This is a genomic window from Rhodococcus sp. BS-15, from assembly GCF_000813105.1.
GTDB lineage: Bacteria > Actinomycetota > Actinomycetes > Mycobacteriales > Mycobacteriaceae > Rhodococcoides.
Map to the genome: position 1 here is coordinate 1 of NZ_BAOX01000026.1, position 20340 is coordinate 20340.

At 63.7% G+C, this 20340-nt stretch carries 32 protein-coding genes and 1 pseudogene; 22 read left to right on the forward strand and 11 right to left on the reverse strand.

Annotated features, from left to right (window positions below; all coding sequences use genetic code 11):
* The first annotated feature begins 94 nt into the window (after window positions 1-94).
* The 5 genes from RHBS_RS05585 to RHBS_RS05605 all read left to right on the forward strand — a co-directional run bounded on the left by RHBS_RS05585 (window position 95) and on the right by RHBS_RS05605 (window position 3106).
* Complete coding sequence (locus RHBS_RS05585; protein ID WP_128645056.1) at window positions 95-310, forward strand: hypothetical protein; 216 nt, start codon at window positions 95-97, stop codon at window positions 308-310.
* Complete coding sequence (locus RHBS_RS05590; protein WP_128645057.1) at window positions 310-645, forward strand: hypothetical protein; 336 nt, start codon at window positions 310-312, stop codon at window positions 643-645. Before RHBS_RS05585 ends, RHBS_RS05590 begins: the two co-directional genes overlap by 1 nt.
* Window positions 646-1110: 465 nt before the next feature.
* Window positions 1111-1986, forward strand: a complete 876-nt coding sequence (locus RHBS_RS05595) for a hypothetical protein (RefSeq protein ID WP_128645058.1) — start codon at window positions 1111-1113, stop codon at window positions 1984-1986.
* A 7-nt stretch (window positions 1987-1993) separates the two neighbouring features.
* The gene (locus tag RHBS_RS05600; RefSeq protein ID WP_128645059.1) at window positions 1994-2332 is read left to right on the forward strand and encodes a hypothetical protein; all 339 of its coding nucleotides are present in this window, start codon (window positions 1994-1996) and stop codon (window positions 2330-2332) included.
* Window positions 2333-2464: 132 nt separating this feature from the next.
* Window positions 2465-3106, forward strand: a complete 642-nt coding sequence (locus tag RHBS_RS05605; protein ID WP_128645060.1) for a hypothetical protein — start codon at window positions 2465-2467, stop codon at window positions 3104-3106.
* A gap of 42 nt (window positions 3107-3148) precedes the next feature.
* Here RHBS_RS05605 and RHBS_RS05610 read toward each other — a convergent pair whose 3' ends face one another.
* Window positions 3149-3460 carry a hypothetical protein gene (locus RHBS_RS05610; RefSeq protein WP_128645061.1) on the reverse strand — a complete coding sequence of 104 codons (312 nt, stop codon included), beginning with the start codon at window positions 3458-3460 and terminating at the stop codon, window positions 3149-3151.
* A 178-nt stretch (window positions 3461-3638) separates the two neighbouring features.
* A pseudogene (locus RHBS_RS05615) lies at window positions 3639-4435 on the reverse strand (phosphoadenosine phosphosulfate reductase family protein).
* 23 nt (window positions 4436-4458) lie between these two features.
* Between RHBS_RS05615 and RHBS_RS05620 the strand changes: the two are divergent.
* From RHBS_RS05620 to RHBS_RS05640, 5 genes are all read left to right on the forward strand, one after another.
* Complete coding sequence (locus RHBS_RS05620; RefSeq protein WP_128645062.1) at window positions 4459-4806, forward strand: hypothetical protein; 348 nt, start codon at window positions 4459-4461, stop codon at window positions 4804-4806.
* The gene (locus RHBS_RS05625; protein WP_128645063.1) at window positions 4803-5105 is read left to right on the forward strand and encodes a hypothetical protein; all 303 of its coding nucleotides are present in this window, start codon (window positions 4803-4805) and stop codon (window positions 5103-5105) included. Before RHBS_RS05620 ends, RHBS_RS05625 begins: the two co-directional genes overlap by 4 nt.
* 72 nt (window positions 5106-5177) lie before the next feature.
* Window positions 5178-5669 (forward strand): hypothetical protein, encoded by a 492-nt coding sequence (locus RHBS_RS05630; protein WP_237669025.1) that lies wholly within the window; start codon window positions 5178-5180, stop codon window positions 5667-5669.
* Entirely contained in the window at window positions 5666-6514 is an 849-nt protein-coding gene (locus RHBS_RS05635) for an RAMP superfamily CRISPR-associated protein (protein ID WP_128645064.1), read from the forward strand. Before RHBS_RS05630 ends, RHBS_RS05635 begins: the two co-directional genes overlap by 4 nt.
* Window positions 6511-7236: a hypothetical protein gene (locus tag RHBS_RS05640; RefSeq protein WP_128645065.1), complete on the forward strand. Its 726-nt coding sequence runs from the start codon at window positions 6511-6513 to the stop codon at window positions 7234-7236. The genes RHBS_RS05635 and RHBS_RS05640 overlap by 4 nt, the downstream gene beginning before the upstream one ends.
* Window positions 7237-7259: 23 nt before the next feature.
* Here RHBS_RS05640 and RHBS_RS05645 read toward each other — a convergent pair whose 3' ends face one another.
* The 3 genes from RHBS_RS05645 to RHBS_RS05655 form a co-directional block, all read right to left on the reverse strand.
* Window positions 7260-7949 (reverse strand): RES family NAD+ phosphorylase, encoded by a 690-nt coding sequence (locus tag RHBS_RS05645; protein ID WP_187298388.1) that lies wholly within the window; start codon window positions 7947-7949, stop codon window positions 7260-7262.
* 3 nt (window positions 7950-7952) lie between these two features.
* Window positions 7953-8957, reverse strand: a complete 1005-nt coding sequence (locus tag RHBS_RS05650) for a hypothetical protein (RefSeq protein WP_128645067.1) — start codon at window positions 8955-8957, stop codon at window positions 7953-7955.
* Window positions 8958-9063: 106 nt separating this feature from the next.
* Window positions 9064-9336 carry a hypothetical protein gene (locus RHBS_RS05655; RefSeq protein ID WP_128645068.1) on the reverse strand — a complete coding sequence of 91 codons (273 nt, stop codon included), beginning with the start codon at window positions 9334-9336 and terminating at the stop codon, window positions 9064-9066.
* Window positions 9337-9451: 115 nt separating this feature from the next.
* Here RHBS_RS05655 and RHBS_RS05660 point away from each other — a divergent pair, with 115 nt between their 5' ends.
* Window positions 9452-9730, forward strand: a complete 279-nt coding sequence (locus RHBS_RS05660; protein WP_128645069.1) for a hypothetical protein — start codon at window positions 9452-9454, stop codon at window positions 9728-9730.
* Window positions 9731-9848: 118 nt separating this feature from the next.
* On the opposite strand, the gene RHBS_RS32080 is transcribed toward RHBS_RS05660, so the two are convergent.
* Entirely contained in the window at window positions 9849-10772 is a 924-nt protein-coding gene (locus RHBS_RS32080) for a helix-turn-helix transcriptional regulator (RefSeq protein WP_128645070.1), read from the reverse strand.
* 403 nt (window positions 10773-11175) lie between these two features.
* Here RHBS_RS32080 and RHBS_RS05670 point away from each other — a divergent pair, with 403 nt between their 5' ends.
* The gene (locus RHBS_RS05670) at window positions 11176-11412 is read left to right on the forward strand and encodes a hypothetical protein (RefSeq protein ID WP_237669026.1); all 237 of its coding nucleotides are present in this window, start codon (window positions 11176-11178) and stop codon (window positions 11410-11412) included.
* 63 nt (window positions 11413-11475) lie between these two features.
* On the opposite strand, the gene RHBS_RS05675 is transcribed toward RHBS_RS05670, so the two are convergent.
* From RHBS_RS05675 to RHBS_RS05690, 4 genes are all read right to left on the reverse strand, one after another.
* Window positions 11476-11985, reverse strand: a complete 510-nt coding sequence (locus RHBS_RS05675; protein ID WP_237669027.1) for a DUF6036 family nucleotidyltransferase — start codon at window positions 11983-11985, stop codon at window positions 11476-11478.
* A gap of 7 nt (window positions 11986-11992) precedes the next feature.
* On the reverse strand, window positions 11993-12505 hold the full coding sequence (locus RHBS_RS05680; protein WP_128645072.1) for a hypothetical protein: 513 nt from the start codon (window positions 12503-12505) through the stop codon (window positions 11993-11995).
* Window positions 12506-12675: 170 nt separating this feature from the next.
* Entirely contained in the window at window positions 12676-13221 is a 546-nt protein-coding gene (locus RHBS_RS05685; RefSeq protein ID WP_128645073.1) for a hypothetical protein, read from the reverse strand.
* Window positions 13218-13418, reverse strand: a complete 201-nt coding sequence (locus tag RHBS_RS05690; RefSeq protein WP_128645074.1) for a hypothetical protein — start codon at window positions 13416-13418, stop codon at window positions 13218-13220. The genes RHBS_RS05685 and RHBS_RS05690 overlap by 4 nt, the downstream gene beginning before the upstream one ends.
* A gap of 169 nt (window positions 13419-13587) precedes the next feature.
* On the opposite strand from RHBS_RS05690, the gene RHBS_RS05695 reads away from it, so the two are divergent.
* The 6 genes from RHBS_RS05695 (at window position 13588) to RHBS_RS05720 (ending at window position 16605) form a co-directional block, all read left to right on the forward strand.
* Window positions 13588-13899, forward strand: a complete 312-nt coding sequence (locus RHBS_RS05695) for a hypothetical protein (RefSeq protein WP_128645075.1) — start codon at window positions 13588-13590, stop codon at window positions 13897-13899.
* A gap of 103 nt (window positions 13900-14002) precedes the next feature.
* Complete coding sequence (locus RHBS_RS05700; RefSeq protein ID WP_128645076.1) at window positions 14003-14200, forward strand: hypothetical protein; 198 nt, start codon at window positions 14003-14005, stop codon at window positions 14198-14200.
* A gap of 14 nt (window positions 14201-14214) precedes the next feature.
* Window positions 14215-14418, forward strand: a complete 204-nt coding sequence (locus RHBS_RS05705; RefSeq protein ID WP_128645077.1) for a hypothetical protein — start codon at window positions 14215-14217, stop codon at window positions 14416-14418.
* Window positions 14419-14594: 176 nt separating this feature from the next.
* Window positions 14595-15410: an SDR family oxidoreductase gene (locus RHBS_RS05710; protein WP_128645078.1), complete on the forward strand. Its 816-nt coding sequence runs from the start codon at window positions 14595-14597 to the stop codon at window positions 15408-15410.
* 270 nt (window positions 15411-15680) lie between these two features.
* Entirely contained in the window at window positions 15681-15923 is a 243-nt protein-coding gene (locus RHBS_RS05715; protein WP_128645079.1) for a hypothetical protein, read from the forward strand.
* On the forward strand, window positions 15916-16605 hold the full coding sequence (locus RHBS_RS05720; protein ID WP_187298389.1) for a nucleotidyl transferase AbiEii/AbiGii toxin family protein: 690 nt from the start codon (window positions 15916-15918) through the stop codon (window positions 16603-16605). Before RHBS_RS05715 ends, RHBS_RS05720 begins: the two co-directional genes overlap by 8 nt.
* Here the strand turns inward: RHBS_RS05720 and RHBS_RS05725 are convergent.
* Window positions 16602-16901 carry a hypothetical protein gene (locus RHBS_RS05725; RefSeq protein ID WP_128645081.1) on the reverse strand — a complete coding sequence of 100 codons (300 nt, stop codon included), beginning with the start codon at window positions 16899-16901 and terminating at the stop codon, window positions 16602-16604. The two genes, RHBS_RS05720 and RHBS_RS05725, sit on opposite strands and share 4 nt — an antisense overlap.
* A 381-nt stretch (window positions 16902-17282) precedes the next feature.
* Between RHBS_RS05725 and RHBS_RS05730 the strand changes: the two genes are divergently transcribed.
* From RHBS_RS05730 to RHBS_RS05745, 4 genes are all read left to right on the forward strand, one after another.
* On the forward strand, window positions 17283-17639 hold the full coding sequence (locus tag RHBS_RS05730) for a hypothetical protein (RefSeq protein ID WP_128645082.1): 357 nt from the start codon (window positions 17283-17285) through the stop codon (window positions 17637-17639).
* Window positions 17636-18310, forward strand: coding sequence for a hypothetical protein (locus RHBS_RS05735; protein ID WP_128645083.1), 675 nt, complete (start codon window positions 17636-17638; stop codon window positions 18308-18310). Before RHBS_RS05730 ends, RHBS_RS05735 begins: the two co-directional genes overlap by 4 nt.
* A 4-nt stretch (window positions 18311-18314) precedes the next feature.
* Window positions 18315-18980 carry a hypothetical protein gene (locus tag RHBS_RS05740; protein ID WP_128645084.1) on the forward strand — a complete coding sequence of 222 codons (666 nt, stop codon included), beginning with the start codon at window positions 18315-18317 and terminating at the stop codon, window positions 18978-18980.
* A 249-nt stretch (window positions 18981-19229) separates the two neighbouring features.
* Window positions 19230-20219 (forward strand): DUF4192 domain-containing protein, encoded by a 990-nt coding sequence (locus RHBS_RS05745; protein ID WP_128645085.1) that lies wholly within the window; start codon window positions 19230-19232, stop codon window positions 20217-20219.
* Window positions 20220-20340 lie beyond the last annotated feature (121 nt).

Consider the following 20340-nt stretch of genomic DNA (forward strand, 5'->3'; position numbering starts at 1 on the left):
CGCCCCGCACGACTCGTCGCGCTGACCAGCCCATGTCGGTAGGTCCTTATACCGTGAACCACGTCTACATCCGAACTGTGAGAAAGACGGTCCAATGAACCGAGAAGGAACGAGTCCCGGAACAACACCGCACTCGACAACACTCGTCAATATCGCTGTCAACCTCGGATTCGCGCTGGCGCTGATTGTCCTGGTGACCCTCTTCGTAGGGACAGCACACGCCGCGCTCTACTGGTCCCTGATCGTCACCGTCTGCGTGATCGCCGCGGTAGGCATCCGATTGAGCCTGCCCAACCGCCGACGCCGCTGATGGCTGAATCATCACCGACGATGACGTTGGACGCGATCACCTTCCCCGCAGGAGACCCGTATCGCGTACCCGACGTATATCGCGCGGCCGAGCGGTTCTGGTGGCACGAAGCGGTCGCCGCCGAACTTCGGCGTCTTCGCGATGAGTGCACCAACCCGTCGACGGGGGAAGGATACTCGGCATTCAGCGTCTCCGGGATCGCTGGAAACATCAAGGGAATGAACGCGTACGACGTCGCCAAGTACTGCCGGCAGATGATCACGTGGGGCGAGCTCGTCAAAGCGGAACCGCTCTGGGATTTCGAGCCGGAATTATGGGTCGCGCTGAGCGAATGACGTTGAGAAAAAACGTGACTCGACTCATCCACTCTTGTTGCAGCACATGATAATATCGACACCGTGCAGGGAGATGGATCGACTCCCTACACCATCGGGCACAGCTTCGACACCCTGCGCTTAGAACGCGCGCACACTGGCTGCATGCGAGCGCTCACGCAGAAGTCGACCTTTCGACGCATCACAGCCCGATGGAGGTGCATCGGAGTTCAGTGCCGGAAGCAGATCCCCGCACTGGTACCGAACCACCGATCCTCGATATGCTCGACACCGTCCGGCGTCACTGCCGGACACCGTGGCGCAGGACGTGACGACGGGGTGGTTCCCGGATGACTCACGAACCGCGCCCAGCCGATCTCCGAATCGGCACGCGGCGCGGCAGGCAGGATGGCAACTGGGACGTTTCCTCCTTCTGCCGCGCCGCTCCACGTTTGAACCCCGAATTTGCACGCGAGGGAGCTGCACATGGCGTACAGCCACAGCCCTGACGTCCGCGACGTACGCCTCGACCCCGAAGTCGGCCACGGAAGCAGTCCGGCAGGCAAGAAAGCCGGCTACCGCCCATCCGAGGTCTACAACGACCGAGGCCAGGACCGACGCTCGGCCCGAGAACTGGACCGGATGGTCGAGGATCAACGATTCACCCGCGCGCGCAAGGACCTCGAACGAGCATTCCCGCGTGCCCGCGTCCCGGAAGTCGACAAGCGAAAGACCCGCCCGCTACCGATCCCCGATTCGATTCGCCTCCCCCCGAGCTCCCGACAGCGCAAGGCCAGATCGGTCAACAAACGCACCGCCCAAGACCAACTTCCCGCAGCCGGATACAAGGCGACCGCGAAGCTCATCACCGAGCCCGAGAACTGGAGCAGTGTCGGCGCAGCTCTCACCGACGCGCGCGGCGACGCTCAACTTCTCGACGAGAAGACACGAGCCCATGTCCAGCGAATCGACAGAGCGATCCAGACGGCAGAGCAGAACAACGACCGCGGGCATGTCGTCTACTGCGCGGTGACCGTGCCCCACGAGCTGCCCGTCGACGCGAAGAACTTGCCGTCGACGCTGCAGACGGGATCGCGCCTGGACTTCGATCGCTTCACCATGGCCACGCACGCCATCCACGAACTGGACCCGATCCTCGGCGACCGAGAGGTCGTATTCGAGATGGAAACCGCACGCGGGATGTACCTCGGCCGCTCCGACTCGCTCGACGACACGTCCCACCTGCTGCCCCGCGGTATGCAATGGGAAGTGGCCTCAACGCACCAAGGCCGATACCGTCGGCCGGACGGCACCCTCGGGCGACGCACGATCGTCCAACTACGCGACGTGACGGAAGGCTGAGGACGATATGAAGCCCTACATCGACCGCAAGGGTCGACCGGAGTTGATCGTCAACCCAGCGATCAAACTCGGCCTCGCATCCTTCCGGCCTCAAGAGCCGGCCGACACGGTCGAGGGCGCGGTACCGACGCCGCCACCGAGCCGACGACGCCCCCGCGCGAAGAAGAAGCTCGCGGTCGTCGAGAGTGCGACTCGGCAACCGTCGGTCGAGGCAGTAGAGCGCGCACAGCCGACGCGGCGGCCGACCAAGGACAAGAACCGGACAACAGGGCAGGCGACAGAAAGGCGGAACCCGCCCCCGAAACAGAAGGGGATGGCTCCGCCTCAACCTGTGCATCTGCAGTAGCTGCGATGCTAGCTCACCGGGCGGCGACGTCGACGGACGCAATTCGCTAACACTGCGAGGCTTCGCGCCGATCAACGGACAGTTGCTCGTGGATCAGCCGCGACCGACGGCACACGAGAAGGCGAGGACCCGATGCCGAGAAGGGTGTACACCGGCTGTCGCGACTGCAAGAACTGCACGAACTCCGACCTTGCGCATACCGGCCGCAAGCTGGGGCGCACCTCGGCCAAGGTCGCAACTCTCGGTGCGTCCGAGCTCGCAATGGCCACCAAGAAGAAGTGCCGTGCATGTGGACACCAGCTCAGCCTGCACTCGCAGTTCACGGACGCGACCCGTGCCCCGATCGCCTACGCCATCCCGGTTCTGCAGACTCCAGCCCCCACACCGCCTCTCAGCGGCACCGCCGACGGTCCGGGCCAGCCGGGCATCGTGAGCCGCACCTATCATCGGATACACCGCTTCTACACTCACCCCGACCGCGACACCAGAGCCAAGCGGCGATTCGGAACCGCAGTGGCCATGATCGTCGTCGGAGTGATCGGATCGATCGGCAACTTTGCCGAGGGAGCCATCGGAGCGGGATTCACCGGGTTGGCGCTCGCCCTCGCGGGCGTCATCTGGGCGGTTCGTGAGAGAGCTGCCACCAAACGCCTACGAGACGCCGAGATCCTCGACAGGGCACAAGCCCAACACAACTCGACCGACCCGAATCAACAGCTGTACGGCGAATACCAACCACCACACCTGCACCCCGACGAGGACGAGACCCGATAGCGGAACCTGGGACAGCGCGCGCATGCTCACCAGATCCGACTGTCAACGCAGATTGAATCCGCCCCACTTGTACGCATAACCGAATGGGCAGCTGGTGTGGGACGCTCCGTTCTTGATGTTGACCCATGGTCCCGAGGGATTCGACCAGAACCCGAAGACGTTCTGGCAACCTGCGACGGCCTTCACCTCACCCGAACCCTGTGAACACCAGGCAGATACGGTGCCCAGTGAGCTGACTCCATAACCGCACTGAGCGGGGTAGGCCTGCGCTGGCGCAGCTACTGCGATGCTTGCAGACGCGAGTCCGGCAGCAAGTGCTGCCGCTGCGACGAGCCGACGTGTGTGACCGATCATTTCACTTCATCTCCGTTCGGAGCGATGGATTGAAACACGACTGCCTCAACGTATCGACCACGACCGAATGTGACTGTCCACCAATTGGATGAAGGTCGAATGCCGACTTCCGGCCCGAAAACCGGGGACACCGATTTCCGATGCCCCCGGCCGACCGCCGGTGCCGGGCGCACCGACTTCAGACGAACTCGCGGATCCGCGGGAGGACGCCGGCGAGATCCTCGAACAATGTCGGCCATCCGCGACGCAACCAGGTGAGGCGGCCACGCTCGAGATGATCGCCGTCGATCACATGCGAAACCCGCAGCGACGATTCCGGAACACCGAGTGCGGTGAGCTTGGCGTACACCGGGTTGACCGGTAGGTTCTCGCGGCCGATGTAGGACCAGACGTCGGTGTCGGTCCAGTCCCATATAGCCCGTACGCGACGGTGCCATCGGCTCGGGACACCACGCCGTCTTTGCGACCCGATCTGGCGTAGAGGGCCCTGCGCCCTGCGGATTCATCGGCGCGGACACCCCACAGCTCGCCCCGTCCGAGCTGCTCGTGCGCGCGCCGAGACGGCCCGCCGATGAGAATGTCGTGAAGATCGATACGGTGCGTCCCGTCCAGAGCAGCGTGATCCCACTGACCGGACCGGACCAGGACATCCAAGAGGGGCGGCTCCGAAGGAAACCTGTACAGGTCCAACTTCCACGTCCTAGCGAGATCCAATACGTACGAGTACGTTTCGGGAAATTCGAGGCCGCTGTCGAAGAACACGACGGGTATATCAGGCTCGACGCGACGCACGATGTCGAGCACTACGAGCGAGTCCTTCCCCCCGGAGAATGCGAGGTACCCGTCATATCGGTCGACGTGTGTTTGCACCGCCGCGCGGATCCGGCCGACGGCAGCGTTATCGGTGCGCGACGACGGACGCCGCAGCGAACGCAAGCGGGCCAGATCGAGGCCTGGATCAGGAGCCGATGTCACACCGTCAGGCTACGGTGCTCGAGATGAAACCCTCGGACGTCGCCCACGTTGCATACGCGGCCGTCGTCGGCGACCCCGGCGCGATGGACCCGGACCCGGTGGCGACCGGTGCCGGGTGCGCCCGGTGCGGCGAGCAGACCCCCGTGATGACTCCGGTCGGACAAGTAGTCTCGCGCAGATTCACCGGCTACGAGGGCTGGGGAGACCCCAAATCATCGCGTTTGTGCTCGGTCTGCGTGTGGCTCTACCGGCACCGCCCACTTCGTCACGAGGCGTACGTCGTCACGCGCGATCCGGCCGCCCTGCTCGTCGCGTCGCCAGCGACACTCCGAGCGATTCTCGCGCGCCGATCCAGACGAACACGGCGGTGATCGTGCCACTCGTTCCAGGACGCAAACACATTCTCCCGCACGCTCAATGGGGTCACGTGTCCGTCGACGACACCACCCTGGTGTGGCGGCACGCAGACGCCGGCCGACTCGAAGCACTTGCGCGGCTACGTGATGCAGGGTTTTCCGAATCCGCTGTTGCCGCAGACGCCCCGAGGTTCACAGCACTTCAGAAGATCCCGCGGTCGAAGTGGCAGGAAGTGTTCGACGACTGGACCGTCGTCGAGCCGTGGAGGTCAGCGAAGCCCTGGATGGAGGTCGGACTACGTGCGTGTCGCTGAGGGCATGTCGCCGAGCCCTGCGGCGCACTTCCGACTACCGAATAGCGGACTGACCAGGTACAATCAAATACCGTGCAGCACAACAGTATTCGCGATTCACCCACGACAGCCTGGCTTTCGGTAGCGAGCTATCTACCGGCACTGGCCGACCCGCCATCCCAAGTGGCCGAGCGGCTGATACTGCTGCTGCACTATGGAATCGACTGGTCGGACAGAAATTGGATCGCCGACTACATCGGCGATTACTGGGACAATCTGCTGCCCACCCGCATACGTGGTGCCACCTACGCGAGCTCGAGCCTGCATCAGTGGTGGACGACGGCCGCGACCAAGCTCGGATCGACCCCACGCAACGAAGCGCAACGCCGCGAGCTCGCGGTACTTCTCACGACCGATCCGCTGCCCGTACTGCAGGTCATGCGCGACCAGAACACTGCGCTGACCTTGCGTACCCGCATTGTCGCAGAAGCAGTCCGCGAGAGGCGGACAGAGCAAAGAAACCACCTGCGTGACAACGAGTCTGGATCAGAGCAGCTGTCGACCGAAGCGGAGGCTGCCACGTGACCGCAACCAGGGTCTGGGATCTCGATATCACCGCACGGGCGCCGATCTCGCACCGCGGCGAGATGATCGGCACCACCGCCATGTTCCGAAGAATGAAAGTCATCCAGCCGGACAGCACCATCGCCCTGGTACCTGTCGTATCGGGGAACTCGTTCCGTGGAGTACTTCGACGCCTCGGCGAAGAGATGCTCCGCGATGCCCTCGAATACGACCACCTCCTACCGCTGGCGGTCGCGCACATGCTCCGCAACGGAGGCAGCATCGTCAAAAGCAACGCCGAACCCATCACCGGTCGCCGTCTGCAGCAGCTGCGCACCCTCATTCCGCACTTGAGTGTGTTCGGTGGCGCGATCGGCTCAGCCCCGATCTCAGGATGTCTACAAGTCGGCCATGTCGTGCCGCTGGTGGCCGAGGCGATACCGATCCTGCGGTTCGACTACGACTCAGCACTGCCCAGCCGCTTCGACGTCGAGACCCTCGAGTCCTACAGCCACCTCGACGACGTCAGCACAGCACGAGACACCACACCCGCGACAGGAAGCGAAACCAGCACACCGCCGACCCCGCTGATGCGCTACGAAATCGAAGCGCTGGCACCGGGCACTCGATTCGAGACCTTCGTCCAGATCAGCCGCGGAACCGACGTCGACATCGACTTCACCGCCGATGTGCTCCGCGAATTCTGCGATCGCGGTTGGCTCGGCGGCCGCACTGGGATCGGGCACGGACAGGTCACGACAGGGATCGCCCCCGCCCTGGACGACAACGTGGGCACGCTGTGGCGCACGGCCATCACCGCACGCCGCGACGAGGCGCTCGACGCGCTCGTCGGCCTGACGAAATGACCACAACACCAATGATTCCTCTGGTCGTGAGGGCCCGACTCGCATCCGGGGTCGCTCACGCAACGCCGTGGGGAATCAGCCTGGACGGATTGCTCGCATCCGAAATACGGGAGAACTACAAGGCCGAATGTCGCACGCGGGGAACCGAATACGAGCCATACGATTCCGCGTCCGAACCCGCGCCACTGGAGCTTCCTCTCGCCCGATGCACACTCGCCGGTCAGGACAACTGGCACTGGTCGGCAACCTTCGCGTGGCCGGACGGCGAGGTGGCGGGGCCTCACGTCCAGTACTGGAGTTCGCGGCCCGATCAGCACGCACTCGACCAACTCTCCGACGGTCTACCGGCACTCGTCTCCGAGCGGCAGGGGCGATACCGAGCGCGCGTGATGCCGCTGCCGCTGACCATCGCGTCGGCTCTGGTGTGGCGGGCGGTCGGCGACCCCGATGCCGTTCTGGACCTTCTCGGGGGCGTGCGGACCATCGGGCGCAAACGATCCTCGGGACACGGCCACATCCTCAACTGGACCGTGGAAGAGGCAGCGGCGGACCCGTGGGCGTCCAGCCATCTGCATCTGGACGGCTCGCTGGGCAGAACCGCCCACGCGCACTGCCTGAGAGGCCACCAGAGAGTCGACACCGGGGGAGAAGGGCAGATGGGGCTGCGGCCGCCGTACATGCACCCTGCAACCCGGAGAGAGGTCCTGCTACCCGCGCGGTGACGAGCAAGGCTGCATCCGGTCGCCTACCTGCGGGGTGAACGGAAATCACGGTTGCCAGCGGTGCCGTGGTAGCTGAGGCCGAATTCGTCTCGTAGTACACGTAGGACAAGGTCACGGCCAGCGTCGTCGTAGAAGATGTCGACTTCGTCGACCAGTGTGAGCACCGGTGCCCCACCGCGACCGATCAGCATCAGTGAGGTCAAGTCGTCGTGGTTGGCGCATCGGTACTTCATCCCCCGAGCCGAGGGGCTGGCGGTGAGCACGGCCGATCCGATGACCCTGGTGGCGCTGTAGTCCTCTCCGGTGAGCAGCGTTGCAGAGAGGTTGAGCTTCGCGGTGTGCCGACCGTAGAGCGCCGCGATCTCGAGGTCTTCGTCGAGCTGCATCGTCGCGAGCTTCTTGCCGCCCTGACTTTTCGGGCCTGTCAACCACGACTTCTGGACGGTCGGCGGAACGCCGACAGGTCTTCTCCGCAGGATGCCTTCGGCGACAGCCCCTTCGACGGACTGAGCGACGTACAGGTATCCGCCGAAGGTCGGGTCGGAAGGGTCGAATCTGCCCTGCAGAGGATCCCCGACAGGCAAGGGGATGGCGGGGTCGTAGATGGAGTTGGCTGCATACGGTGCCGTGGTCGGCAGAATCCGGTACAAGAGCGTTCCGGCACAGACAGTTTCGGTGTCCGCGGGCACACCGTTGTAGTCGTTCGTGGCCACGATTCAGCTCATACCGCGGCCGTCGATACCGACGGTCAGATCGACGTGCTCTCTGGTCAACTCACCGGCGGCCGCGAGTTCGACGGGAGGCCGATCGCCGAGGGCGCTGTCGATCGAGTACCACCACGTGAGCACGCCCCAGGGGTCTTGAGCACTGTCGAGTTGGACATTCGCGTACGCAACGACAGGCCGAACGCAGTGCTTCGCCACGTCGAGCTGAAACTTGGGGTACCGATATCCATGGCCGACTTCGACTCCAAGAAGCTCGCTTTTGTCCCTGCGTACCTTCGCTGCCGTCCGGTTCGGAGTGCCGGTCGGAGAGAGGATCTCGCCTACCTCGGTCGGGCCGTAGGTCTCGTCGAGGCGGAATGGCAGTCGATACTCCGCAGGGCCGGTCGGCGAGTCCAACTCGACCGTCGAATACTGCGCCGCCGCATCCTCTTCGCCGTCGCGGGCGGGGCATTGCGACGACCACAGATCGAGCAGCCCGTCGAACGATCGCTTGAGGGGAAAATAGCTCAGCCACAGTGCCATCGCGCTTTGGAGGTCATCACGGGCGGCCTCGTCCGGACATGTGGCGGGCAGACGAGCTGTCAGTATGTGCAGGTCAACAACTGTTTTGACGAACTTGCAGGCGTCACCGTCGGGATCTGTGGAGCACTGCTCGGCAGGGTCTCGCATGATGTTCTTGGCAAACGCCGCACGGAGGTCGGAGGTGAAGCTGCAGATCTGATCGAGTTCGAGTGAGGCCGCGGTCGATGACTGAGGGTCACGCGGAGATCGTGCGTAGAAGACCCGATCAGCAGCAGGTGCGCCCGGCGGTACAGGCCAGGTTCTGCCCACCAAGGCCACCGAACTACGGTCGCGGACCAGGCCCTTTCCGTCGTCGGTGAGGAAGAACTGCGCGTCGTGCGATCGCGACCGACCGCGAACTCGCATGGATCGCGCACTGCGACGTGTCGACACGATGATGACCCCTTCCGGCAGACGCTTGACGTACGCCCGCATGGTCGATCGTACGCCTCGTACGTACCGTATGCCCGGAGATGGGAAACCGCAGGCCCAGCGACCGTTGAGCGGGATCGGGCAGTGGATGAGGCCGACGAACCCCGGACTAGTTGTCGTCGATGATGCGATGCCAAAATCGAGGCATCGCAATGTCGCGGGAGAACTCGATCACGAAGCCGCTGTCGACCCGCGCGAGGACAAGGGGGCCGAGGCATCGCCCTGTTCGCGCGTTCGCCGCTGGCGCATTGACGACACGGACAATGGGGCGGGCAGTGTAGAAGTCGTGAATCTGAACCAACCGCATATCCACCTGAAGATCGTCGAAGTCGCGGATCTCCGAGCCGATCTGGTCGTCTCTGAGCTGCGAGCCGTCGGTCACCTCGCTCACGCCGCCACCCTCCTCCGCCCGGCTCTGGAAGATCTGGGCCCGAGGCGTCAGACTAATGTCCACGGTGAACCAACACCGAAGCGGTAATCAGTTGGGAGCTACGACTATGGCCAGTCTGGAACAGCGCATTCACGAGCTGCCCCCGGCAGCTTTTGCGCGCAGCGCGCATGCTGCCGCCAAGCTGGCAATCCGCGCGGCCGAGCTTGCCGGGAAGAAGCCCCCGGCGAGTGCACTGCGGATACGAACGCAGTCACTCGAGCAGCTGAGCGCCCAGCAACGGCGGCGTTTACAGTACGAGGCCGACAAGATCGCCCGCCCGCAGCATGCCGCCCCACCGGCTCAACAATCCACTGGCGAATCCGAAGAGAGTGGCAGCAGCGAGTAGCGTCGGCCAACGTTTGCACGACCCCTCCCTTCGGAGCGCTGACGCCCGCGGCCACGGCTCCGTCGCACTACTGCGAACGGTGAAACAACTCCGAAGGGCAAACAGTTGGGGCCCATGACTATTCAGGATGTGCGAGTAGCATCGGCCGACGCTCGTACCTGCTCCACCAGCTCGCGAGGAGAGTAGGCCAATAGCATTGTGCCGTACTGGTATTCACCGCGTAGCCAGGCGAGGGACGCTTGAGCGTTGGCCGCCGCAGATGCAGTCGGCGGCGTCTCCTCCGCGTGACGGCTTCGGCTGAAAACGGTGGGAACAATCTGCATGTTCGATGATGCGTCGGTGAGCCGGCCGAGGCTGGATGCTTCAGGCCATGCTCATCCAGTGCCCCGAGGTATTCGCGCAGGAGGTGTTCGCCTACATCGGAATCGAGCGAGGCGACTTCCAGCCCTTCGACGAGGCCTGTGTCAGGATTCGTTCGTGCACGCACGGGTGTCGTGCGAGTTCGAGAGAAGCGCTCGGGTACGTGTGCGGATCGCGACGTAGACGTGTGAATGATGTCGCCGTCGGTCCTCCAGCTGGTTGTGAATATGTCGATGATCTGCGGAGCGGGGGACGCATCGAGTGCAAGGATCTGTGTGTCGAACGAGGGGCTGAACGCGGCAACGCGATTCGCACTGGCCACGTAGCGCTCGGCGGCCGCGAGATTTGTGTAGGCCGCGACGGGCCCGCTGCCGGCCAGCCCGACTTCTTTATACGAATCGTCGTCGTCGGCTTCGCAGGTGTTGACCACGAGATAGACGTCCAGTCCAGGAGAAGCATCGCCGGTCGGGAGATATCCGGCGCTGCACAGCGCGGCCGTGACCAACTGCATGTAGGGCAAGTCGAGTGCGGTGGAGATGGAACGCAAAGTGTCGGGGCTGGGAAAGCTGGTCTCCCATCTGGCCAGTGTTGTCCGACTGATACCCAGTGACCTGCAGAATTCTGTCTTGGTTATCCCCCTGTCGTGGAGCGTTGCGTCGACAGTTGCCGCGAGAGTTGGCATGCCATGAACCCCTTTCTTCCCTCCGCGAAGACCCGTATGTAGCGCAGTAGGCTTCAAGTGTAGCGCACAACGGTTCACTATAGGTGGGCGCGATTCAGATCTCGTAGGCGAGATGCCTGGCGGCAATGCTGTCGCTCACACGCTGCGATAAACACACTCGGTAACTGGCTCGATAGCGCCGAAGGCGGTCAGTTGAGGGGATCCGCCCGCTGGTCCACGGGGCGGTGCACATGCCAAGCGGTCGTCGCGCGGCGGCTCGATGGGTTCGTCGCGTATGCAAGCACCCGAACTTGGTTGCCTGCCTTGCGTACCTGGCTGCCGGGCGAGACTAGTTCGGGTGTCGGTGCTCCGAGATACGGTGAGTCCAAGGAGTGCTTCGGTCGATTCGCTTATGAGGTTGGACATGACTAATGACGACGATGTGACGTGCCTCGACGATCGTGGCGATGCCACGTGCGCAGGCAGCGTCGAGTACCGTTTTCCTCTGTCCGGCACAGGAAAGTCCTTTGCGCGCTGTGACAAGCACTGGAGCATTCGGCTCGACCTTGACCAGGAACTCCGAGAGCGCTATCCCACCCAGGCACCCGCTGATTTCGACCCGTCGTACGCAGGGGAGCATTGGAGCGAAGACGACTACTGACCGCCGGCCAGCAGTAGAGCCCTTGTCTGCTGACTGTGAGACCGAAAGCCGTTGACAGGCAAACTAATCAGATGCCGCGTCGATGATTCGCTCGAAGAACAGCTCCTGGGCACCATATGTGCGCTGGTTGCCGAAGTACCGCTGTACGACCCGCTCGAGTTCCGCTTGCGTCGTGATCTCAAGCTGCTTGCAGAGGCTCGCGGCGTCGTCGAGATCGCCGCTCGAATGGCGGGTCGACATCGCTTTCATCGCCAGAACGTATGCTGGCGAGGCGATCTCGAGTGTAAGTGCGGGCCCGATCTTATGGCTACGTGGATCGTCGTCGGGCCTGGGTGGCATCATCTGGATGACCGCGTCATTGAGCCAATATTGGTCGAGGCCACGTTCGCGCGCCAGATCCTTCGCGGCGTCGATTACCACGTCACGCGGGACGAAGATGCCGTCAATGTCGTCCGTGACACGGGAAGCGTTGTACGCCAGTGCCATAGCCGCGCCTCCGACGACGAAGATCTTTGCTTCGAGGCCACGCTCCTGAAGCTTCGTGTCGAGTGCGCCGAGCAGCTCCTCGATCATTGTGGCATCAAACTCCTTCAAGATTCCCCCTCGACAGGATGACATTTCGTTCGCGCAGCTCCACTGGTGTGCGGAGCGCTTCCAACCAGATGTACTTTCCGCTGTCGAGTGGATCGAACAGATGTCCGTTCACTCGACGCGCGGGGCTCGACGTCCAGCTCAGTATCGATGCGTTGGATACGCGATCGCGACCGGTCATAGCGGCCACCCCCGCAAGGGTTGCGTCCCAACCGACGACTCCGGTGGGCTGCGGCTCACAGTGAAAGGCATCGATGTCGTCCGGCCTGAGCAATCGCGAAGCAGTGAGAACGCACTGCCTCAACACTCGTACTGCGAACCGCCAGTCCTGTTCGGTGTGAAGCAGCGCGCCGAAGCGGGCATAGGTGGTCAATTTGTGAACCAGGATCGAGGAGGTCTCCGGAGCGAGCCGAGAGGCCAGGGCGAATCGACGGTCCATTGCGGGCGAGCGATGCGGATCGACGAGACTCGCAGCGACGGTGGCGATGTCGAGGCCGGTCACCCAAGCAATTCGAGACAACGTGGAGGGATCAGTTGAGGCCGGCGAGGGGACCGGCGGTTCATACCCCGAGTTGTGCGCGTGCATCTGTCCGATCACCTCGGCTCCACATTTTGGGTCGATCCGGCTCTCAGGGTACTCAGGCAGTCGTACCTGTACATGGCTCGGCATCGTCAGGTCCGGGCCTTGATTGCGCGGGGACCGAGGTCGATGTAGATGCCGTGATCGATCAGGATGAGCCGGGCCAACTCGCCGGCGTACAAGAGCCGGCGGCGGGACAGCACCACCACGGTCGTCCCGTCGCTTTGCTCGACATCATGCGGGTGGATGCCGATCAGACTGAACATCGGGTTGGCGACCAGCACGGTGTTCGATCGCACAGCGAACGCAACGATGAAAAGAATGGCGGTCAGTGCCGCCCACCGCGACGTCGGATCGGCGAGCAAGACAATGGCTGCGGGGATGACGTAGAGACTGAGCATTCCCGAGACCAGGGCGTCGAGTCGAGGCCTGGCGGCAGCAATCCGGGTGAGATCTGGGTTGCGCGTCTTGACCACGCGGTAGAAGAAGGCCGGGGTCATCACCACCCCCATTGTCGCGACGCCGAGGATGCCGACGCTCACCCATCGGCCATGCCACAGATCGACGACGACGGCCAGCAGGGCGACGGGAGCGAATGTGGCGACGGTAATGGCGCTTCGGACGATCGGGGAGATCACGGCGTGCCCGAATCGAGCGCTGCGGGAGGTAGCACCAATTCACCTTCCACCGGTACGACGATTCCAGTCTTGGCCCGCCAATCCCGCAGAGACTTTTCACGCTGGTACAGCCGACGCGCCTTGTTCCTACTGATGCCACCGAGCGCAGCGTCGAGCCGGATTCGATCCCAATCTTCCTGCGACAGTTCACTCGTCATAGAGCTGGTTCTCCTGCCCGGTAGCGGCGGTCCTGGCTGCTCAGGTGCGGGACACAACCTCGGCATTACTTCTTGGCTATTATCAGAGATAGTAGCGTGCGTCTGGCCGATCGCGGACTATGCGGTACGGGCGAAGAAGGCACACGAGCACGAACAGGGGGAGACGGATATGACAAGCGCTGATCACAGGGCCGAGGTCCACAAGGTGGCCGAGGCTCGCAGGGCGGAGGGTCGGGAGAGTTGGGCGCACAGGGTCGAGCTCCGAACGTTGCTACGCGATGAGGAGTTGTCGTTCGGAGAGCGGTGCACCGCAGTCGCGGCTCGAATCAACGCCAGCTCCTGGGTCAAGGCGATGCCCAGTGAGGATCGGATTCACGATCTCGTCGACGAGCTCAAAGACGCCGACGATCAGGGACATTACGAGGCGGTCATGCACCAGATCTACGACGAAGCGGATTACGCACGGGTCTTCATCAGTTGACTGGACTGCGAATGGGTGATCATCGTCGCGCCGATCGTGAAGCCGGTCGACACACCGAACAGCGGCGTCGATAGAGGACGCCGCACGGCAGAAAAGGATTTGTATGTCTCACAGCACGAACTCGCGCACGAGTTTCGACGGTGTCGAGGTCACCACTGTCACTGTGGACCACCCGGACGGCGGAGTCGCAGAGGTCAGGGTCGCGGTAGGCGAGGGCGGCCGGCTGGAAGTGTCCATCGACGCTTCGTCGACAAACGGCTACGTCGTGGACGTCGACGAGACCACCGTCGCGGAAAAGTAGGGAGGGGAACGACCATGGCGTTTGTCGTGATTCAAGAGGGCGGCAGCTCTACCGAGTTTTATGTCTCGGCATGGGGTTCGGTGGATGAGGCGGAGGCGCACCGCATCAGTTGCCGGAACGACGGCGCATATCGAACCACCGAGCCGGTTGAAATGCCCGACGGTACCGACTGGGACGCGCTCGAGAATGTTGTCCAGTCGCTCGCGACGCTCGACTGACCGAGCTTCTCGCTGGGCTGCTGAGGAGTTCGCAATCTGTGCATGAACGAGTCCGCACGCGTCGCGTACGGGGCGCGAATCAGGGCCGGCCAGTGGCACGGCCGCGGCACCAGTCTGAGTGCCGTACGCTGCGCGCTGGCAGGTCGATCGAACACGCCGAGTAGGGGTGGGTATTGGTGAGCACGTTCTTTCGTACAGGCACCGTTGTCGCATTGACTGGTGCCGCGTCCGGGATCGGTCGCGAGATCGCCCTTCATCTGAGCCAGGCCGGAGCCACAATGGCTCTGGCCGACATCGACGCTCCCTCGTTGCGAGCAACCGCCCAACAGTGCGCGAGTCCGCAGATCCGCACCTTCGAGCTCGACGTCTCCGACGCCGACGCCGTCGAGCGGTTCGCCATCGACACCGCGCAGCAGTTCGGACGCGTCGACGCCGTGATCAACGTCGCCGGGGTTCTGTACTCGGGCAGCGTCGACGCCACACCTCTCGTCGACCATCACCGAGTGATGGACGTCAACTACTGGGGCGTAGTCAACAGCACCAAAGCATTCCTGCCCCTCATCGCGGCCGGGTCAACGGAAGGCCGAATCTGCAACGTGTCATCGACTTTCGGGCTCATGGCGTCCCCGAATTCCTCCGCCTACAACGCATCCAAGTTCGCAGTCCGAGGCTTCACCGAGGCGTTGATCCAGGAGCTCGCCGTCACCGATCCGAACATCAAAGTCACTGGTGTCTACCCAGGTGGTGTTCGCACATCGATCGCCCGTACAGCTCGAGTCGCTCCCGGTGTCGACCACGAGGTCGTGTCGGCCACCTTCGACCGGCTCGCCCGGACCGACGCGTCCACTGCGGCGGCGGCCATCGTCCGCGGAATCGAGCGAGGCTCACCGAAAGTGCTGGTAGGTCCCGACGCGCGTCTGGTGGACGTCGCTACGCGTGCACTCGGGTCGCTGTACATGCGGGCTGTCCCGGCACTTCGCAAACGCATGTAATCGACACCGCCTGCATCCGCGACCGAGCTGCTGGACTATGCCAACCAGACACCGCCGGGGCCGTGATTTGCGGCCCGCTCACAATCGCAGCCGGCGTCGGAACGTCTTGCCGGACCTACTCCGGATTCGCACCGCACGTCCGGGCACCCACAGTCGGGCCCGTGACCGGCACTTCTGCTCGCTCTGTCGCGGGCGTAGCGTCGACTGCGGCCGTTCACGCAGGTAGAATGGGTTTCAACAGACTCACCGGTCAAGCTGAAAGGGCACATCATGGGCGACGACGCGCACCGCGACCGTCAAACAGGCCCGGATGCGCCCCTCATTCGAGTGGCGGACTACCCCCAGCTGCAGGCGATAGCGTGGAGTCTGCGTGCCGACGCTGAAATCAGTGAACAGGAAGCCCTGAGACTCTATGAGCGCAACTGGCGTCACGTCGGTGAGCTGAGTGACCGCGAAGATGTGTTCGTGCGGCACCTCGCGGAGTGCTACAGCGGCGGCCGTCTCCTTGTTTGAACGCAAGCGGCACGCCGCTATTGCGCTTCTACTCGACGCTCTCGACGCCGATCTGTTGTCGAGCAAGCAGTGCTACTTCGGCGGGGGCACCGCGATGGCAATGCGGTTCGGCGAATGGCGGCTGTCGACCGACATCGACATGATCGTCTCGAACTGGGACGGATACCGGGAACTGCGGGTCGCAATCTCCGAGGGCGGCATCGACGCCATCAGTCGTAGCCCGATCACTCAGGTACGAGACGTGGTAGCCGACCAGTACGGAATCCGAACCATGCTCGATTCGGACGACGGACCGGTCAAGTTCGAGATCATCCACGAAGGGCGCATCGACCTCGACCGCGCCACCGCCGACGACGCAGTATGTGGAGTCGCGACTCTGACCGTGCCGGACATGGTGGCCACGAAGCTGCTCGCGAACGACGACAGGTGGGCGGACCGCTCCGTCTACAGCCGCGACCTGATCGATCTGGCGATGTTGTCGGCCGACGACGACGATTGGGCGGCCGGCTATCGCAAGGCGGCCGCCGCGTACGGTTCGACCGTCGACACAAAGTTAAGGCGCGCAACGGAGTTCGCGTTGGCCGACACCGCTTGGCTGAAGACCTGCATTCACCAGATGGACATGGACATCGCTGTATCGGATCTGCGCACCCGCATCGAAGCCCTGCAGGGCTCCCTCTAGCGTCCGGTCGTGCCGGGATCGATCGACACTGCGCGGTGATTCGCCGCCTGGCGAGCGTTCTGAGGGTGAGCGGTCCGCGCGTACTCGGCGAGGTGGGCGGCCCCCGCAGCGTCGACGACGGGGCCGAGCGCGGTACGTAGGGACGGCGCATATGCTCCGGTCTTCGCTTCGTTGTACAGGATTCGGGTCAGTTCGTAGACGTACTTTGCTCCGGCTACCGAGTCTTCTGCTCGGAGGCTATGACGCCGAAAGTCCTCCAGCACAGCTGTTTCGATCGTGGGGTCGATATTCGACATGGGTGCTCTCCCTCCTGGGCCGTGTGGGTGGTCGCACGCACAGGCGCGGCCGGTTCTGTGGAGACGGTATCGCGGGCACCGGACACCGCGGACACGTCCAATTTCCGTAGGGGTTGAACCGGTGGACCAGGGGTCGGCCGGCTGTTGACAACCAGTGCCCCCGGCACTGGTTGTGTCGGGGTCATTTTCGTTCGGTGACGGCTTGACTTTCGCGGGGCGGTGTGGAGTGAAAGATATTGCGGCGCAGCGCAAATAGGGAGGGCGCGTGTCGGTGGTGTCGGTTAGTGTTCTCGGTGTCCCAGTTGATCCGGGTCGGTGGACTGACCATCCGCGGCCCTCTTGTTTCCGGCAGGTGTTGCCTGCCGGGGTGTGGAGCGAATTGTGATCGAGAGCAATGTTGTACGCGGTGCGTCGTCGGCGGAGCAGTTTCCGACTGACGAGAGTTTCGTGGAGGTGCTGTACGGCGAACGGATCGTGCGAGGGTTCGTTCTGGTGGATCGCGCGGGTGCCGTTGCGGGCGGCGCACCTGTCGCGGTAGTGCCGGTGGGCCGGGAGGTTCCGATCTGGGTTGCATGGGTGAGCCCCTACCAGGTCCGCGAGGTTGCCCTACAGGGAGAGCGGCGAGAGAACTGGGAGTGGCTCAGTCGGGTTCTGCAGGCGTCCCTGCACGAGTGCCGACGCGATCACGAACGCCTGGGTTCGTTCGGCGTGGAGACCAGTGTCGGGGCTACACGGTGAGCGCGCCGTCGTTGAATTACGACCGCTCACGGGTCGGGGCTTTCCTGGCCGACCAGGGAGGTGAGTACGCCGAGACCATGGCTCAGTTCGACGTGCAGGATCGAGCGACGCACCACGAGGGTCTCGAGCTGATGCGCGCCCTGGTGGACGACCTAGCAGCGCTGGGCGATGTCTGGCACCTGGACGGGGTGGCGGGCGGTGCGAACGTGAGCGTGCACGCAGACTATTCCTGTGACGCCGAGGGCTTTTCGGCGAACGACGGTCACCTGACGTTGGCTGTGTTCCTGGGAGTCGGGGCAGGTATCGCAGACGTCGGGATCAAGTCGTTGGGGGAGCTGCCGCACGTGGAGATGCGCGGGGTGTTCGACGTGCTCGACGGGATTGCCGGATTGCTGTCCGAGTCGATGCGCAGGGTTGCAGCGGTCCTGACGTCGGTTGAGCCCGAATTGGCGCTGCGGGTGGTTTCGGTGGAGGACGTGCGGTCGGAGGCCGAGGACGATCCGTGCTTGGACGACGGTGATCGCGTGGCATTGCGGGAAGCCAGTGACGAGTTGATTGCGTCGGCGGTGGTGCGCTCGTGGTCTGCGGTCGAGGATCGGTTCTTCGATGTGTACGACCAGGTGCAGGCCGCGGCGAAACGTGCCGTTCTGTCGGCTGTCGGGCAGGGGTGAGCAGATGGGATACGAAGCGACGTCCGGTGGCACGCTGTACGTGCCGGTTGCTGCAGCCGACGCGATATGGGTCGAGTTGATCGAGCGATACCCGAACGCGGAGGACTACGTGGAGGGTTGTGTGGAGGAGCTGGCGTCGGTGGACAAGATCGCGTCGGCGGTGGCAGGTGAACTCGGAAGCTACGATCCGACATCCGGCTATTCGGTCACCCGAGTCGAGCAGTCGTGTCAAGTGTCGGTGTGGGGGAGCGGCAAACTGGGAAGCCCGGAGCTGTATCTGCAGGTCTTGGCCGAACACGGGGCAACAGGTGAGATCCACGGCGCGGGTGAGGATTCGGCTATGTGGCGCTGGAAGCTGGCCGACGGCGGACTCAGCGATGACGGCGGACGCATGGTGTACGGCGAGGACGTCGATCCATCGGCTTGGGTCGCGCAGCTTGCGTCCGGCGTAGGAGCGTACGACCGCATCGCAGTGACCTCGAGCGAGCAGGCGGCCCACGACCAGATCACCGCGTGGTGTCGCGAGATTGTGCTCGCCGAGGCACCGACACCGCTCCCGGAAACCGAACTCGACGCCGTGGCCGTCGCCACGCGGGCGGCCGAGCTCGGTATTCGTGGGCGAGTGATACCGGCGGCCAGTGGCCGTGAGGAACTCGCCGGTATCGACTGAGCCGAGGGGTGTGGTGGGACGTCGCAGGGTTGCCTGTAAGCACTCTGGACGTCCCACCTTCCAGGGAGGGCCATATCGGGATGCCCGCGCCACTCGTGCCCGGCATGTGGCACCGGCTCGACTCGCATTCCCGCAGAGTGGATTTGGGGATTGTGTCGGTGGGTTCGGATACGCTCGACGGGTCCCAGTTGATCGTCGGCGCGGAGCCTGACCAGCCCGTGTCGCACATGCAGGAAAGAGAACGAATCGATGACTGTTTCTGAGCCCGTACGACTTGCTGGACCCGGCGAAATCATTGCCGCGGTCCCCTCGATACTCGGCTTCTACCCGACGAACTCCGTTGTTGCACTGTTTGTTACCGACGGCGAGCTGCGCTGTGGGATGCGGAGTGACGCCGATGTGCGAGCGGCCTTCGACGCGCTGGACGGGCTACGCGCTGCAGTTGCATCGACCGGGGCGTCGGCGGTCGTCCTGATCGCGGTCGCGGACGACGACCACGCCGACGATGCCGCGATGATCGTCAGGTCGGCCGTCAACGTCCTTGCTGACTCGGGTGTGGGGGTCTCTGCACTGAGCGTTGCGGCTATCGACGTCGGTGCTCAATTCGCAGATCTGTTGCGTGGAACCGCGGGGACTGTCCCCGACCCGATGGACTGCCCCATCATGGTGGAGGCAATACGCACGGACAGGCCAGTTGCGAGGAGCCGCAGTGTGCTCGAGGAGCGCTACCGTCCCGGAGTCGAAATCCCCCGGCAGGCACAGGCGGCAGCCGCACACGCCCGCGGGAGCCGCCTGATCGCGGTGACGATGGAAGAGCTTGTAGAAGTGGTGCGGTCGAGACAATTGCCGTCCGATGATCTGAGCGCTCGAATCGGATTCCTGCTCGGACAGGAGTCGCTGACGGTGCGTGATTCCTTCGCCTACAGCGCCCACTACGGTCACCAGGCAGCAGCGACGGCAATGTTGCAGATCGCAGCACGGTTGCGCGGCCGAGAGCGGGCACACGCGATGGCTCTGGTGGCGCTGATCTCGTACATCCACGACGGCTCGGCGCAGACGCGCCTGGCGATCGATGCCGCCTTCGCCGCCGTCGAGGATATCGGGGCCGAGGTGCCCAAGCTCGTGGACCTACTTCACCAGGCATACGGGGTCGCGCTGCCCGGTGAGCAGTTCGCGGGTTGCATCCCCGCGAAATCGGTGGTCGAGCGGGTTACCGGGGCAGTGCTTCCCACGCCATAGGTTCGCCGGGATTGCAACCGTGCGATGCTGTCGGCGCGCCGTCCATTCAGGAGCGGGTCGGCAGCATCGCCGAAGTCGGTGTGCGGGACAAGGTGGAGCCTCCGAATCGGTTCTGCTGGAA